The organism is Bacillus cereus group sp. BfR-BA-01310 (genome assembly GCF_022664325.1).
In the GTDB taxonomy this organism is placed as follows: Bacteria; Bacillota; Bacilli; order Bacillales; family Bacillaceae_G; genus Bacillus_A; species Bacillus_A paramycoides.
The window spans coordinates 905,684-920,532 of the sequence record NZ_JAKUHD010000001.1 but is presented as its reverse complement, the minus strand read 5'-3'; the positions used below and the strand labels follow the sequence as shown (position 1 = coordinate 920,532).

The following is a 14,849-nucleotide window of genomic DNA, read 5'->3' as shown; positions in this document are numbered from 1 at the left end:
AAAAGTGAGGAAAGAATTTTGAAGACGTTATATATTAACTACACTGGTTCGGAAAAGCGTGTTGCGATAGAAGAGAAGCGAAAAATTGTCGAGCTATTATGGAAACGTAATGAAGAGCAGGAAATTGTCGGACATATTTATGTTGGACGTATCGTAAGAACAATTGCTGGAATGAATGCAGCCTTTGTAAATATCGGATTAGAAAAACATGCATATCTTTCATACGATGATGTACCACCTTCATATCGCATACATGAAGGGCAGGCGATACTTGTACAAGTTGTGAAAGAGGCAATTGATACGAAAGGGCCAAAATTAACGGCGAAGATAGAATTTACTGGGAAATATGTCGTGTATATGCCGTATGATGAAATGCGTGCTGTTTCTCGGAAAATAAAAAATAACAAGAGAAGACAAGAGTTACTTCATATTGAGGTGGAAGGGACAGGAGGATATATATTCCGTTCTGCTTCTGAAAAAGGGACAATCGATGAAATACAAGCTGAAATGCAGCGACTGCAACAACTATATGAAGAATTAACAAGAAAAGAAACCCAAGGGAAGGCACCGTTACTACTTCATCGACCAGCGACGTTTTTAGATCGTGTATTTCAGGAGAATCCAATTGAAACGATTGAAAAAGTAGTTGTAGATACGAGAAGTGTAGTAAAAGAATTAGAAGAAAAAGTCGGAAAAGAAAGAGTCTCCCTGTATAATGAAAAATCTTCGATGTTTAACCATTTTGGAATAGAACGTGAAATTGAGAAAGCACTTCAAAAAATTGTTTGGCTGCCAAATGGTGCCTATCTAATTATGGAACAAATGGAGACGATGACTGTAATTGATGTGAATACGGGTAAGTTTACTGGAAAACAAAATTTACAAGATACAGTACTTCGTACAAATGAAATGGCTGCTGAAGAGATCGCGCGTCAATTGAGACTCCGTGATATTGGCGGCATGATATTAATCGATTTTATTAATATGAAAAGACGGGAAGATAAAGAGAAGGTAAGAGAGAGTTTAATGTTAGCTTTACAAGATGATCGTACATATACGAGAGTGCTTGGGTTTACTGAGTTAGGAATTTTAGAAATGACGCGTAAGCGCAAGAAACATTCGTTACGTGACGTATTATTAGAAGAGTGTGCACCTTGTAAAGCGACAGGCTACGTTATGTCTAATGAAACAATCACGTACGAGCTAGAGAGAGAACTTATTACTTATGGTAATATAGAGGATGAAGCTGTATTGATTGGTGCCTCGAAAAAGGTGCAAAAAATATTTTTACAAAAAGAGTTACAAAAAAATATTCCGTTTGAAATTTATTTCAAAGACGAAGATGTAGAGAAGTATGCGGTAATTCGTTTCGGAAGTAAAAAAGAAATAATGGAACGGAAAAAATAGTTAGCAGAACATTTGTTGACAATAGTTAATGATTCATGATAACATCTTTATGTTATAGTTTATAGCACCTAAATGGCTATATGCTACAACCGCACAAGACAGGTTCCCTAAAGGCATTTATGTCTACCTCGTTTTTGGCGAGTCTTAGTAATTAAGAGGAGGTGCAAGTATGTACGCAATTATCGAAACAGGTGGAAAACAAATTAAAGTTGAAGCTGGTCAAGCAATCTACATTGAAAAATTAGATGTTGAAGCTGGTGAAACTGTTACTTTTGACAAAGTTCTTTTCGTTGGTGGCGAAAACGTTAAAGTTGGTAGCCCAGTTGTAGAAGGTGCAACAGTTACTGCGAAAGTTGAAAAACAAGGTCGCGCTAAGAAAATCATCGTTTTCAAATACAAAGCGAAAAAGAACAATCGTAAGAAACAAGGTCATCGTCAACCTTACACTAAGCTAGTTGTTGAAGCTATCAACGCTTAATTCTGGTTAACATGATTAAAATTACGATAAGTCGCACGAAATTAGGAAGTATCCAATCATTTAAAATGACTGGACATGCCAATTATGCGCCACATGGACAAGACCTTGTCTGTGCTGGAACTACAGCGGTTGTGTTTGGTTCTATAAATGCAGTGGAAGAACTTTGTAATGTGCAGGCAACTATTGAACTCGGAAGTGATGGCGGATTCTTAACGTATGAATTGCCTAATGATTTAGACGTTCATACAGCAGAAAAAGCACAGATACTTTTAGAAGGATTGGTTGTTTCGCTTAAGACGATCGAACTTGATTACGGAAAGTATATCCGTTTAATAGAAAAAGTGCAGGAGGTGTAACGTATGTTAAGATTAGATCTTCAGTTTTTCGCATCTAAGAAAGGTGTAGGTAGTACAAAGAACGGTCGTGACTCTCAGTCAAAACGTCTTGGTGCTAAACGCGCAGATGGTCAAACGGTTTCAGGTGGTTCAATTCTTTACCGTCAACGCGGTACAAAAATTTATCCAGGTGTTAACGTTGGTCGTGGTGGCGATGACACTTTATACGCGAAAGTTGACGGCGTAGTACGCTTCGAGCGTCTTGGCCGTGACCGCAAACAAGTGAGCGTATATCCTGTTGCTCAAGAAGCATAAGAACTCACGGAAAACTCTAACCTGAGTGCAGGTTAGAGTTTTTCTATATTAAGGGGTATCTAAATGAATGAAAAATGGACAATTATAGATGCATTACGTCATTCGAGACATGATTGGCTCAATCGTATGCAGATGGTTAAAGGAAACCTTTCCCTTGGAAAAGTGGAAGAGATTCATAGGCTCATCGATCGTTTTGTCCAAGAAGCGAGACAAGAATCCAATCTGATGGGGCTATCAATGCCTTTATTTTCAGAGTGGATTTTAACATATAATTGGAAACAGCAGCCGTGCTTATTGGAGTACGAAGTATTAGGAGAACTACATAACTTATCTCATCTAGATGAGACTGTATGTACATGGACGAATCAATTTTTCTCAATACTTCAGCATAGTTTAGACGTATATGTTGAAAATTATGTTTGTATCACAATTGAATGTGACGCGGAGAATGCTCGTTTCTTTTTTGATTTTCGTGGAAAGCTAACGGATGTAGAAGAACTACAGAACTGGCTAACGAACCAAAACAATAAATGGTATTCCATTTCTTATACAGTACGAGACGAAGAAGTCTCAGTTATATTACAACCAATCGAAAAAAGTGTGGTGAAATAATGTTTGTAGATCAGGTCAAGATATATGTAAAAGGCGGCGACGGTGGTAACGGAATGGTTGCGTATCGTCGTGAGAAGTATGTTCCTAAAGGTGGCCCAGCAGGTGGCGACGGTGGTAAAGGTGCAGATGTTGTTTTCGTTGTTGAGGAAGGCTTACGTACATTAATGGACTTCCGCTACCAACGTCATTTCAAAGCTGATCGTGGTCAGCACGGAATGAGTAAAGGTCAGCACGGTCGTAAATCAGAAGATTTAATCGTAAAGGTTCCACCAGGAACAATAGTAAAAGATGAAAAAACAGGTCAAATTCTTGCCGATTTAGTAACGCATGAACAAACAGCTGTAATCGCAAGAGGTGGCCGTGGTGGCCGTGGTAACTCACGTTTCGCAACAGCAACGAATCCAGCGCCTGAAATCGCTGAGAACGGGGAACCAGGTCAAGAACGTGATGTCATTCTAGAACTTAAAGTGCTAGCAGATGTTGGACTTGTTGGATTCCCAAGTGTAGGTAAATCTACATTATTATCTGTTGTATCATCAGCGCGTCCGAAAATTGCAGAGTATCACTTTACAACAATCGTTCCAAATCTTGGTGTTGTTGAAACTGGTGATAACCGCAGCTTCGTTATGGCTGACCTTCCTGGACTAATTGAAGGCGCGCACGCTGGCGTCGGACTTGGACACCAATTCTTACGTCATATCGAACGTACACGTGTAATTGTGCATGTTATCGATATGTCTGGTTTAGAAGGCCGTGAGCCATATGAAGATTATGTCACAATCAATAATGAATTAAAAGAATACAATATGCGTTTAACAGAGCGTCCACAAGTTGTTGTTGCAAACAAAATGGATATGCCAGATGCGGAAGAAAACTTACAAGCATTTAAAGAGAAAGTGGGAGACGAAGTAAAAATCTTCCCAATCTCAGCTGTAACGAAACAAGGTGTTCGTGATTTACTATTTGAAGTAGCGAACTTATTAGAAACAACACCAGAATTCCCAATGTACGATGTTGTCGAGGAGTCTGAAGCAAGTGTAATGTACAAATTTGATGCTGAAAGTCTTAAATTTGAAATTACACGTGAAAGTGACGGCACGTTTGTTATTTCTGGTTACGATATCGAGAAGACATTCAAAATGACGGACTTCTCACGTGATGAATCTATACGTCGTTTCGCTCGTCAAATGCGCGGAATGGGTATTGATGAAGCGCTTCGTGCACGCGGTGCAAAAGACGGAGATATTGTAAAAATTCTTGAATATGAATTTGAATTTATCGATTAAGACTGCCAAAATACGGCGGTCTTTTTTTATTCCACTATTTGAGGAAAGTAAAACTCCATTTCAAAACTAGGGGATGTAAAGAAGTTAGGTGGGAATCGGGCTACTAGTTAAAAATTAGTAGGGATAGGAAAAACTTCCCACTAAATAAAGTTTCAATTTATAATAGAAAAAGGAGTGATTTTAGAAGAATATTTTATGGGGAGAAAAGAAGCATGTATAAAATATTAATTGTAGAAGACGATGAGAAAATTGCAGAAATATTAGAGGAACATTTAGAAAGATATGGATATCAATCATTTAGAGCAAGCGATTTACGTCATATAAAAGATGAGTTTGTAAAAATAAATCCACATCTCGTATTACTCGATATTAATTTACCGTATTTTGATGGCTTTTATTGGTGTCGCCAAATTCGCACAGTATCGAATGCACCAATTATTTTTGTCTCTGCAAGAACAGGGGAGATGGATCAAGTCATGGCGATTGAGAATGGCGGAGATGATTATATTACAAAGCCGTTCCATTTAGATATTGTAATGGCAAAGGTGAAGAGTGCACTCCGCCGCGGATACGGTGAGTATGCTTTGGCCGCGGAAAGTGACTGTTTAGGTGTTAATGGATTGTTATTATTCCCATCACAGCACACAGTAGAGTGGAAAGGTCAACAAACGGAACTTACAAAAAATGAGTTTTATTTATTAGAATGTTTAATGAAACAAGCAAATCAATATGTAACACGTGAAGAGTTATTAGAGGCTTTATGGGATGAAGTAGCTTTTGTTGATGATAATACATTAACCGTAAATGTAAAGCGTGTAAGAAAGAAGTTAGAGGAGCTAGGTATTAAAAATGCTATTGTAACAAAACGCGGTTACGGCTATGCGCTTCTTACAGAGTGGGGCGAAGGGTATGAAGGTTAAAAGCTACCTCATAGACCGTTTTTCCTTAATCCTTTCTTACATTATAAGCCTTTGTTTATTTGGGCTTGTACTGCAGTTACAAAGCCTTTTAGAAAAGAGGTCATTGGACTGGAGTACGTGGCTATATGGACTTTTATTAGGGACAGTTGTGTTTGCTGTATACCTCATTTACGATTATCGAAAACGGAGTGTGTTTTTAAAGAGAATAGAAAAATATGTTGCTGGCGGAAATACATTACATGACTCTTTGCTTATTGATACTTCTTATACGGCAGAGCAAGAAATGGCCGTCGAAGCGTTTACGTTGCTAAGACAGCAATATATGAATGAAGTTCATAAACAGCAGGCGAAAGAGCAACAGCAAATGATATTTATGAACCAATGGATTCATCAAATGAAAACACCGGTATCAGTTATTGAGTTATTATTGCAGAAGTTTGGTAAAGAGCATCGAGAAGCAAGGGGGACGATTGAAAGTATTCGTGAAGAAAATAATCGTATTTTAAATGGCTTAGATTTAGCGTTACATATGGCAAGATTAGATCAGTTTGCGAAGGATTATAAAGTAGAAGTAGTAAATGTTATAGATGTCATTCGAGATATTATTAATGAAAATCGAAAGTCGTTCATTCAATCTTCTGTATTTCCGAAACTTATGCTTGAAGAAGAGACTTGTATGATTGCGTCTGATAGAAAGTGGCTTAGTATCGCCATGAGTCAAATTGTTGTAAATGCAATTAAGTATACAAAAATTTCAGAAGCAGAGAAAAAAGAAATTCAATTTCAAATTGAAGAGAAGGATCAAAAGGTGTTACTACATATTAGGGACAATGGAATCGGTATTCCAGAACAAGATGTGAAGCGTATATTTGATCCGTTCTTTACGGGAGTAAACGGCCGTAAAACGAGGGAAGCAACTGGAATGGGTTTATATATTACGAAGGAAATTTGCGATAATTTACATCATGGAATTTATGTACAATCAACAGAAGGTGAAGGGACAACGTTTACGTTCCAATTTGCAAAAGATGAGGAATATCATACATTAATGAGAAAAATGACAAAACTGTAAGATAACAAAACGTTTTGTAAGGGAAATCACTCGTTTCTTTTTCTTATTTTTCTTATAGTAAATGTAAGAAGAAAACACATAGGGGGATTAGAAATGAGTGTTCTTGAAGTAAAAGGGTTAACAAAGGTATACCAATCGAAAGGTTCAGTAGCGACGACTGCTTTAAATGATATAAATTTTAAAATTGAGGAAGGCGAATTTGTAGGAATTATGGGTCCTTCAGGGAGCGGAAAAACAACGCTTTTAAATTTATTAGCGACAATTGATAAGCAAACTTCAGGTCATGTGCTTGTAAATGGTGAAGAAATTAATCAAATGCGTGCTGCAAAATTAGCGGAATTTCGCCGTACACATTTAGGGTTCATCTTCCAAGATTTTAATTTACTTGATACGTTATCCATTAAAGAAAATATTATTTTACCACTTGTTATGGCGAAGAAATCTGTAAATGAAATTGATACGAAAGTACTTGAGATTGCGAAGTTTTTGAATATCGAAGGTATTTTAAATAAGAAAGTGTATGAAGTGTCTGGGGGACAACAACAGCGTGCAGCAGCAGCGAGAGCAATTATTCATGATCCAACATTAATTTTAGCAGATGAGCCAACAGGAAACTTAGACTCTAAGTCTGCGAAATCATTAATGGGTGCACTGCAAGATTTACATGAGCAAAAGAAAGTGACAATTGCAATGGTAACGCACGATCCAGTTGCGGCTAGCTATTGCGAACGCATCCTCTTCATTCGTGATGGAGAAATTTTCTCAGAAATACATAAAGGAAGAACGAAGCAAGCCTTTTTCCAAGAAATTTTAGACGTACTTGCGATGCTAGGGGGAGAATATCATGAACTTTCGCCAGCTCGCGCTTAATAACGTAAAAGGAAATTGGCGTAATTATAAAGCGTTCCTTATTAGTAGTTGTTTATCGATCGTAGTATTTTTCATGTATGCTTCCTTCATTTATCATCCAGATGTCGTGAGTGGTAATATTAGTATGAAAACGATGATTACAAAAGGATTAGAATCGATGAATTATATCGTAGTCATCTTCTCAGCACTCTTTATTTTATATGCAAATTCAACGTTTTTACGAGCAAGAAAAAAAGAGTTTGGCTTATTAACGTTAATAGGCGGAACGAAGTCGCAACTTGGCAGAATGATTATATTAGAGCAACTGATGTTAGGTAGTATTGCAATTGTAGTAGGTATTGGAACTGGAATGCTTTGTTCAAAACTGTTTTTCCAAGCACTGAGTGTATTACTAAAGATTGATAAAACACTTCCGCTTGTGTGGAATAGTAAAGCAGTTCTTATTACAGCTGGTGTGTACTTTATTCTCTTTTTAATACTATCATTGTTTAGTGTTTGGACAGTAGGACGCTTGCAAATCATTGATTTATTAAGAGAAGCAAGAAAACAAAAAGTGGAGCCTTTTGCATTTACATGGTTATGTGTAGCCGGTATAGGATGTATCATTGCTGCATACGTCCTTTGCTTCCAAGTAACAATTATGAATTTTATGATGTATTTCTTACCGATTGTAGGGCTGACAATTGGCGGAACGTATTTACTATTTACACAAGGAAGTACAGTTGTATTAAAAGCATTGCAAAAAAGAAAGCAATCTTTTTATACGTATCCAAATATGTTTGTCCTTAGCAATCTTATTTATAAAATGAAAGATAATGCTCGTTTTCTATTTGTCATTTCTATTATTACGGCGGTTGTTTCTTCAGCAGTTGGCACACTTTACGTATATTTTGAAAATATGAGTGCGAAAACGGTAGATATTACGCCGCATGCTATTTCATATGAGGAAAAGGGTATAAATACACATAACATTATTAATGAAGATAAAGTACAAGAGATTGTAAAAAAACATGGATTTGAAGATGCACGAAAATTAACTTTCGTAAAACTACCTGCAACGCAGAAAGTAACGTTTTTTAACAGTGAACATGAAGTACCAACTGCAGTTATTTCAGAGAAAGTATATAATGCGGAAGTGCGTAAACAAAAAAGGGAAGAAGTTAGAGAAGTTCATAATGCACCAGGTAGTGCGATGATGATCATGAGTGATATGACAAATGATATAGTAAAGATAGATCGTACGAAGCCATATGAAGTTACAATCAACGGACAAAAACAGTCTGTTCAGTTAAATGAACCAACTTCATATTCGGTGTTTAATGATGACGATTATCTCATTGTGAATGATCAAGATTTTGAGAAATATGCAAAGCTCGTACCAGATGAAGAAAAGACGAAATATTACGGTTATTATATTGAAGATTGGAAAAGTACAGAAGACCTTGTGCTAGATTTGAAAAAGGAAATTGCACCAGAAAAACAAGGAGAGTTGAAAAGCTCTGTGCTTGCTTATAAAAATATAAGAGAGGCAGGAGCAATTACAATGTTCATCGGTTTCTTCGTAGCAGTACTCTTCTTCTTCTTCGCTTGTAGTATGACATACTTTAAATGGTTTAACGATAAAGAACAAGATCGTATTCAATTTAAATCGTTAAAGAGAATCGGTATGACAGATAAGGAAATCCGTAAAATTGCAATTCGACAAATGGGCGTTATCTTCTTTATCCCGATTATAATCGGTGCGATTCATAGTGGATTTGCTCTTCATACGTTAGGAAAAATGCTTTATATCGATTTATGGAAATCAGGTGCGATTGTAATAGGGGCTTATATTTTAGCTTCTGCAATTTACTTTATGATCGCGCAAAGAGGATATTTAAAACACGTAAAAAGCTAGGGGAACCTCTAGCTTTTTACCTATGTAGTAAGTTACAGGAGGACGATAGATGAACATTCGGCAACTAGTGATGCAAAATATAAAGGGGAATTGGCGTAATTATAAAGTATTTTTCTTAAGTAGTTGTTTTGCAATATTTGCTTCTTATGCATACATGTCTGTCATTGTACATCCATACATGCAAGAAACGATGTGGTATCAAAATGTACGCTGGGGACTTATCATATGTAACGTTATCATTATTTCTTTTTTCGTCATATTTATTTTGTATTCTACCTCTATTTTCATAGAAGCACGTAAGAAAGAATTAGGATTATATATGTTAATGGGAGCGACGAAGTCTAACGTAATAGGAGTGATTATGGCCGAGCAAATATTAATCGGGATTTTCGCTAATATTTTCGGTATTGGACTTGGTATGATCTTTTTGAAACTCTTTTTCATGGTGTTTAGTATGTTACTTCGCCTTCCGAAAGAACTCCCTGTCATATTTGATATGAGAGCGATTGGTGTAACGTTTGTTACATATATGGTCGTTTTTATTGTCTTATCTTTTATAAGTGCTTTACGCATATGGAATATAAAAGTAATTCGGTTATTAAAAGAATTTCGTACAGATAAAAGAGAAGCGAAAACATCAAAGTGGCTTTGTTTATTCGGTTTCGTTTGCTTAGGGATAGGGTATGCCTTAGCGCTAAATGCAACGATGCCAACGATAGCGTTATACTTTTTTCCGGTTGTTATATTAATATCTTTTGGGACGTATTTCTCATTTACACACGGCGTTACACAAATATTAGAAATGATAAAGCGGAATAAGAAGATAATGTATACATATCCGTATTTGTTTATAGTGAATCAATTATCACATCGAATGAAGGAAAATGGTCGCTTTTTCTTTATATTGTCTATGGCAACGACAATTGTTGTTACGGCAACAGGTACGGTGTTCTTATATTTTTCTAGTATGCAAGATATGTGGCGGGGCGGAGGCGTCCACTCATTTTCATACATAGAAAAAGGTGCTTCTGCCCATGAAGTTTTTGAGGAAGGTGCGGTTGAAAAATTACTGCATCAATATGGGTATAATGATTTTCAATATATGAGTTTTGTTGGAGTATATGCATCTTTTCAGTCCAATAAGGGAGAAACAGAAGTGGCACCGCTTATAAAGGAAAGTGAATACAATCAAGAGGCGAGAAAACAAAAACAGAAAACGTATCATCCTAAAAAAGGCACAGTTACACTTGTTTATTATAATAAACGGAATCATCCGAATGTATATGATCAAAAAGAAATTCAATTACAAGTAATGAACCAAACGTATCAATTCGCATTTAACGGTCAGAAAGAAGGGGTACAATTTAACTACCACCCTTCGCACATTAATGGCCTGTTTTTCGTCATGAATGATGAAGATTTTGAAAGTATAGCAAATACAATTCCGGATTCTGAAAAAATGATATATAGAGGCTACATACTACCAAATATCGAAAATACGAAGGAATTAAATGTAGATTTACGGAAACATATGAAACAAGATACAAATGATGTATTTCGAAGTAATATGGAGTTATATGTGAATATGAAAGAGTTCGGTGAGATTACTCTATTTGTTGGCTCGTTCATTAGTATATTATTCTTCCTTACTTCATGTAGCATCGTATATTTTAAATGGTTTCATAATATCACATCGGATCGAAAGCAGTATGGTGCACTATCTAAACTTGGAATGACGAAGGAAGAAGTGTGGAAGATTTCTCGTTGGCAATTATGTATGCTATTTTTTGCGCCAATTATAGTAGGGAGTATGCATAGTGCAGTTGCGTTATATACGTTTCATAATACTCTCTTTATGGATGGTTCATTAAGAAAAGTAGGCTTGTTTATTTTGTTTTATATCGCCGCATGCATCATTTATTTCTTTTTCGCTCAAAGAGAATATAGGAAACATTTAGACTAGCGGATGCTAGTCTTTTTTAAATATTCGAAATTTACATAGAAGAATATAAAAAAGTATGGTATAACAGTAAGAAAACGAAAAAGAGGGGAAAAGACGATGATTCGAGTAGGATATTTAGGACCAGAGGCAACATTTACAAATATGGCGGTGAGTCGTTTTTTTCCGGAAGCAGAGCATGTACCGTATCGAACGATTCCAGATTGTATTGATGCAGCTGCAAATGAAAATGTAGATTATGCGGTTGTACCGTTAGAGAACGCCATAGAAGGTTCGGTTAATATAACGGTTGACTATCTTGTACATGAGCAGCCGCTTTCTATTGTAGGAGAAATTACAGTGCCAATTCAGCAACATTTACTTGTGCATCCGTACTATGAAGAAGCATGGAAAGAAGTATACGCTGTACATTCTCATCCACATGCTATTGCACAGTGTCATAAGTTTTTAAATGAGGAATTAAAAGGCATAACGGTTCGAGATATGACATCAACAAGCGCAGCTGCACAATATGTGAAAGAACATCCCGAAGAAAAAATTGCAGCTATTGCAAATGAGGCAGCGGCAGAAAAGTACGGATTAACAATTGTAAGGCGTGACATTCATACGCATAAAAACAATCATACACGTTTTCTTGTCTTGCATAAGAAAAAAAGAGCGGCACTCCCAAATAACGGAGAAAACCGCGGAGAGAAAACAACGCTTATGATAACGTTACCTGCGGATTATGCAGGAGCGCTATATCAAGTGTTATCAGCTTTCGCATGGAGAAAATTAAACTTATCAAAAATTGAATCACGTCCAATGAAAACAGGTCTTGGCAATTACTTTTTCCTAATCGATGTAGATAAAGCATATGATGATGTATTATTGCCAGGCGTAACGATGGAACTTGAAGCACTTGGGTTTTCTGTTACTGTGCTGGGGAGTTATTCTTCTTATTGGTTGTAGAGGTGAGGGGTGTTGGTATTTGTCGAATCGCCGATATAATTTCATTTAATAGTATGCTTTGTGCTAGATTAATAAAATCCCACCAGTAAATGGTGGGATTTTTTATCCCGCATTAACGGGCAGTAAGACTCCCACCTCAAAATTCGGCTGGAGCAAAGAAGTTAGGTGGGAGATCAACTGCCCGTAAACGCCCGATTGGTTCAACTAATAATCAGTGGGGGATGAACAAAACCCCCACTGATTAAAGTTTCACTTTATATTAACTTCGCAAGACGATCCTCTAACTGCTCACGCCAAACATCAGCTAGTTCTGGGACAGCAAGGATCTTCTCAATGCTATCTTTATCTTTTCTATTATGAAAATAGATTTCGTTAGAGAAAAGAACAGAAACATTGCTCGGTTGACGTTCTAGTAATGTAATTTTCGAATCTTTACGTACGGTACCTTCTTGAAGAACACGGCATAAGTAGCCGGTATATCCAGTTGCTACAATGCGTGGTAAAATGCCTGGAATGCCAAGACGTTTTGAAATTGTGCTACAGGGTACGCGAGCTTGTGTGACTTGAATGATTGCTTCGCCTAGTTGATATGTATCTCCGATACAAACATCACGCTCTAACATATTTGTTACGGTAATGTTTTCGCCAAATGTGGAAGCTGGGAGCGTTGTTTGAAATTCCTTTTCCCATAGTGCGTAATGTTCATGTGGATACACACAAACAGCGCGGTCAGGTCCACCGTGATGTTTTAAATCTGCTACATCATCACCACGGAAGCCGTCTTTTGAGAGAAAAGCTTCTTCTGTAAGTTCTTTACATATACCTGTAATCATTTCTTTATCTTCGCTATATTTCATTTGTTTCGGTTTGCCAATGCTAAAGCGAACGAGTTCAATTCCCATAGTTGATCTCCTTTATAATTGTTTACAATATTATATCATCTACAAAATAAAAGCACAGAGATTGATGAAAAACTCTGTGCTTTACATTAATAAACGAGAAACCCAGCTCGATCTAGTGCATCACAAGCTGCATCTAATTTTTCTTTAGAATCTGCTTCAATTGTATGTAAGTGAATACCATCTGTTAGCTGAGAAAGGTAAGAAGCGTTAGTGTTTTCGATTTTTTGTAAATATTGCTCTACATCAAAGCGATTACTTACCATAATCGATGCTGTTAAGTCACCGTATACAGGATGCTCAACTTTTACGTCTTTAATCGTAACGCCGTGGTCAACTAACATTGTAAGTTCTTGACGTACTTCTGCTGGTTTATGTTGGCATACGATTACACGTTCAAAAGCTTGTTGTTTCGCTTGTGGTTTTAAATATAAATACCCTTGTGCAGTCGCAATAATCGGTTCATTTCGTGCTTTTAGTAAGGAAATATCTTGAACGATAACTTGCCTACTTACATTCGTCTTTTTAGATAGTTCACTTCCTGATAACGGTTCATTTGCAGCAAGAAGCCATTGCAGGATGAGCTGTCGTCTTTCTTCACCTAAAATCTTTTTTTGATCATTTTGTTTCATTATGATTTAACACCTCTATAAAATTGATTTCCAATTGTGTGTAGTGCATGAATAGTTGTATCAATTTGTTCTTTCGTTGTGTGATGTCCGAAAGAAAAGCGGACATATTGTTTTGCCTCTTCATACGTTCTTCCAATTGCGAGCATTGTCTTTGAAGGTTCTTGTTTACCGACTTGGCAAGCACTTCCAGTCGAAATGGCAATACCATGACGGTTACATTCTAACATCGTATACTGACCTTCTATTCCTTTTATTGTAACCCCAATAATATGTGGTAAACAAGAAGTAGAATGTCCTTCCACTTCAATTTCTAGAGGAAGTGTTTGTAATTGCTCTAAAAAATAAGATCGTAATTGTTTAAAACGAAAGCTCTCTTCCTTTTGATTCTTTAATATATGCTCTGCGGCTGTTAAAAAAGCGGCAATTCCAGGTACATTCACTGTACCTGGGCGAAATCCTTTTTCATGAGAAGTTCCAGGAAATATTTGTTCCCAACGAACTTGCGGATTTATATAGCAAGCTCCGACTCCTTTTGGGCCGTAAATTTTATGTGCTGAAACAGAGAGACTATCAATCTCCATCGCTGTAACGTCTATTGGAAGTTTACCAAACGTTTGAACACAATCCGAATGAAATAAAACATTATATTTTTTTAAAAGTGCTCCAATCTCTGCAATGTTTTGAACGGTCCCGATTTCAGAGTTTCCATGCTGTATACTTGCTAGAACAGTATCTTCTGTAATAACTGCTTCTAAATCTACTAAATGAATTAGCCCGCTTTTATCAACAGGGATTTCAGTAATCGTATAGCCTTGCGATTGTAAGGAGTGAAAATAACTTCGAATCGATGCGTGTTCCATAGGTGTCGTAATAATATGATGCCCATTCCTAGCATTTAGAAGGGATTGAATCGCAAGGTAGTTAGATTCTGAACCGCCGCTTGTAAAGAATACACCTTGTTCTTTACCCCCAATCATTTCTGCAAATGTTTCTCTACAAACTTGTAATAAAGACGAGGCACTTCCACCGATATCGTGTAAACTTTGTTCATTTCCAAAATATTTCTTTGTTGCTTGTATATATGTTTCTAAAGCTTCTTCGCTCATAGGTGTTGTCGCTGCATAATCAAGATATATCATTATATAATTTCCTCTCTTCAGTAAGAGTGATATTAATTTTCGTTTTTAGAATGGTAGTGAAAATAAGAATTGTAAA

The 14,849-nt window shown here is 36.7% G+C and carries 15 protein-coding genes and 1 other annotated feature; of the genes, 12 read left to right on the top strand and 3 right to left on the bottom strand.

The features are described 5' to 3' along the window. Positions 1-18 precede the first annotated feature (18 nt). The 12 genes from MR109_RS04835 (at position 19) to pheA (ending at position 12,103) form a co-directional block, all read left to right on the top strand. Entirely contained in the window at positions 19-1,407 is a 1,389-nt protein-coding gene (locus MR109_RS04835) for an Rne/Rng family ribonuclease (RefSeq protein ID WP_242271204.1), read from the top strand. Positions 1,408-1,484: 77 nt separating this feature from the next. After that, positions 1,485-1,562, top strand: a sequence feature (ribosomal protein L21 leader region). 14 nt (positions 1,563-1,576) lie between these two features. Continuing rightward, the gene (gene rplU / locus MR109_RS04830) at positions 1,577-1,885 is read left to right on the top strand and encodes a 50S ribosomal protein L21 (protein ID WP_000270907.1); all 309 of its coding nucleotides are present in this window, start codon (positions 1,577-1,579) and stop codon (positions 1,883-1,885) included. Between the two features lie 11 nt (positions 1,886-1,896). Then, complete coding sequence (locus MR109_RS04825) at positions 1,897-2,241, top strand: ribosomal-processing cysteine protease Prp (RefSeq protein WP_002008596.1); 345 nt, start codon at positions 1,897-1,899, stop codon at positions 2,239-2,241. A 3-nt stretch (positions 2,242-2,244) separates the two neighbouring features. Further along, complete coding sequence (rpmA, locus tag MR109_RS04820; RefSeq protein ID WP_000944957.1) at positions 2,245-2,535, top strand: 50S ribosomal protein L27; 291 nt, start codon at positions 2,245-2,247, stop codon at positions 2,533-2,535. Positions 2,536-2,598: 63 nt separating this feature from the next. After that, a complete protein-coding gene (locus MR109_RS04815) occupies positions 2,599-3,147 on the top strand; it encodes a sporulation initiation phosphotransferase B (protein ID WP_098307942.1) in 549 nt (182 codons plus the stop codon). Further along, positions 3,147-4,433: a GTPase ObgE gene (gene obgE, locus MR109_RS04810; RefSeq protein WP_000497121.1), complete on the top strand. Its 1,287-nt coding sequence runs from the start codon at positions 3,147-3,149 to the stop codon at positions 4,431-4,433. The genes MR109_RS04815 and obgE overlap by 1 nt, the downstream gene beginning before the upstream one ends. Before the next feature lie 212 nt (positions 4,434-4,645). Next, on the top strand, positions 4,646-5,353 hold the full coding sequence (locus MR109_RS04805; RefSeq protein WP_242271203.1) for a response regulator transcription factor: 708 nt from the start codon (positions 4,646-4,648) through the stop codon (positions 5,351-5,353). Then, entirely contained in the window at positions 5,343-6,425 is a 1,083-nt protein-coding gene (locus MR109_RS04800) for a HAMP domain-containing histidine kinase (protein ID WP_242271202.1), read from the top strand. The genes MR109_RS04805 and MR109_RS04800 overlap by 11 nt, the downstream gene beginning before the upstream one ends. 93 nt (positions 6,426-6,518) lie before the next feature. Next, complete coding sequence (locus tag MR109_RS04795; protein WP_048373010.1) at positions 6,519-7,295, top strand: ABC transporter ATP-binding protein; 777 nt, start codon at positions 6,519-6,521, stop codon at positions 7,293-7,295. Further along, on the top strand, positions 7,270-9,192 hold the full coding sequence (locus MR109_RS04790; RefSeq protein ID WP_242271201.1) for an ABC transporter permease: 1,923 nt from the start codon (positions 7,270-7,272) through the stop codon (positions 9,190-9,192). The genes MR109_RS04795 and MR109_RS04790 overlap by 26 nt, the downstream gene beginning before the upstream one ends. 49 nt (positions 9,193-9,241) lie before the next feature. Then, entirely contained in the window at positions 9,242-11,155 is a 1,914-nt protein-coding gene (locus tag MR109_RS04785; RefSeq protein WP_242271200.1) for an ABC transporter permease, read from the top strand. A gap of 96 nt (positions 11,156-11,251) precedes the next feature. Beyond that, positions 11,252-12,103, top strand: coding sequence for a prephenate dehydratase (pheA, locus tag MR109_RS04780; RefSeq protein ID WP_025147482.1), 852 nt, complete (start codon positions 11,252-11,254; stop codon positions 12,101-12,103). A gap of 254 nt (positions 12,104-12,357) precedes the next feature. On the opposite strand, the gene MR109_RS04775 is transcribed toward pheA, so the two are convergent. The 3 genes from MR109_RS04775 to MR109_RS04765 form a co-directional block, all read right to left on the bottom strand. Further along, positions 12,358-13,005 (bottom strand): MOSC domain-containing protein, encoded by a 648-nt coding sequence (locus MR109_RS04775; protein ID WP_242271199.1) that lies wholly within the window; start codon positions 13,003-13,005, stop codon positions 12,358-12,360. An 86-nt stretch (positions 13,006-13,091) separates the two neighbouring features. Then, positions 13,092-13,634: a transcription repressor NadR gene (locus MR109_RS04770; RefSeq protein WP_002173606.1), complete on the bottom strand. Its 543-nt coding sequence runs from the start codon at positions 13,632-13,634 to the stop codon at positions 13,092-13,094. Beyond that, on the bottom strand, positions 13,634-14,776 hold the full coding sequence (locus MR109_RS04765) for an IscS subfamily cysteine desulfurase (RefSeq protein ID WP_242271218.1): 1,143 nt from the start codon (positions 14,774-14,776) through the stop codon (positions 13,634-13,636). The genes MR109_RS04770 and MR109_RS04765 overlap by 1 nt, the downstream gene beginning before the upstream one ends. Positions 14,777-14,849 lie beyond the last annotated feature (73 nt).

What these genes read in the sequence shown, in the direction of transcription:
- MR109_RS04790 (WP_242271201.1), top strand. Translation starts at nt 7,270, where the DNA reads ATGAACTTTCGCCAGCTCGCGCTTAATAACGTAAAAGGAAATTGGCGT.
- obgE (WP_000497121.1), top strand. Translation starts at nt 3,147, where the DNA reads ATGTTTGTAGATCAGGTCAAGATATATGTAAAAGGCGGCGACGGTGGT.
- MR109_RS04770 (WP_002173606.1), bottom strand. Translation starts at nt 13,634, where the DNA reads ATGAAACAAAATGATCAAAAAAAGATTTTAGGTGAAGAAAGACGACAG.
- pheA (WP_025147482.1), top strand. Translation starts at nt 11,252, where the DNA reads ATGATTCGAGTAGGATATTTAGGACCAGAGGCAACATTTACAAATATG.
- rplU (WP_000270907.1), top strand. Translation starts at nt 1,577, where the DNA reads ATGTACGCAATTATCGAAACAGGTGGAAAACAAATTAAAGTTGAAGCT.
- rpmA (WP_000944957.1), top strand. Translation starts at nt 2,245, where the DNA reads ATGTTAAGATTAGATCTTCAGTTTTTCGCATCTAAGAAAGGTGTAGGT.
- MR109_RS04795 (WP_048373010.1), top strand. Translation starts at nt 6,519, where the DNA reads ATGAGTGTTCTTGAAGTAAAAGGGTTAACAAAGGTATACCAATCGAAA.
- MR109_RS04775 (WP_242271199.1), bottom strand. Translation starts at nt 13,005, where the DNA reads ATGGGAATTGAACTCGTTCGCTTTAGCATTGGCAAACCGAAACAAATG.
- MR109_RS04825 (WP_002008596.1), top strand. Translation starts at nt 1,897, where the DNA reads ATGATTAAAATTACGATAAGTCGCACGAAATTAGGAAGTATCCAATCA.
- MR109_RS04800 (WP_242271202.1), top strand. Translation starts at nt 5,343, where the DNA reads ATGAAGGTTAAAAGCTACCTCATAGACCGTTTTTCCTTAATCCTTTCT.
- MR109_RS04815 (WP_098307942.1), top strand. Translation starts at nt 2,599, where the DNA reads ATGAATGAAAAATGGACAATTATAGATGCATTACGTCATTCGAGACAT.
- MR109_RS04805 (WP_242271203.1), top strand. Translation starts at nt 4,646, where the DNA reads ATGTATAAAATATTAATTGTAGAAGACGATGAGAAAATTGCAGAAATA.
- MR109_RS04785 (WP_242271200.1), top strand. Translation starts at nt 9,242, where the DNA reads ATGAACATTCGGCAACTAGTGATGCAAAATATAAAGGGGAATTGGCGT.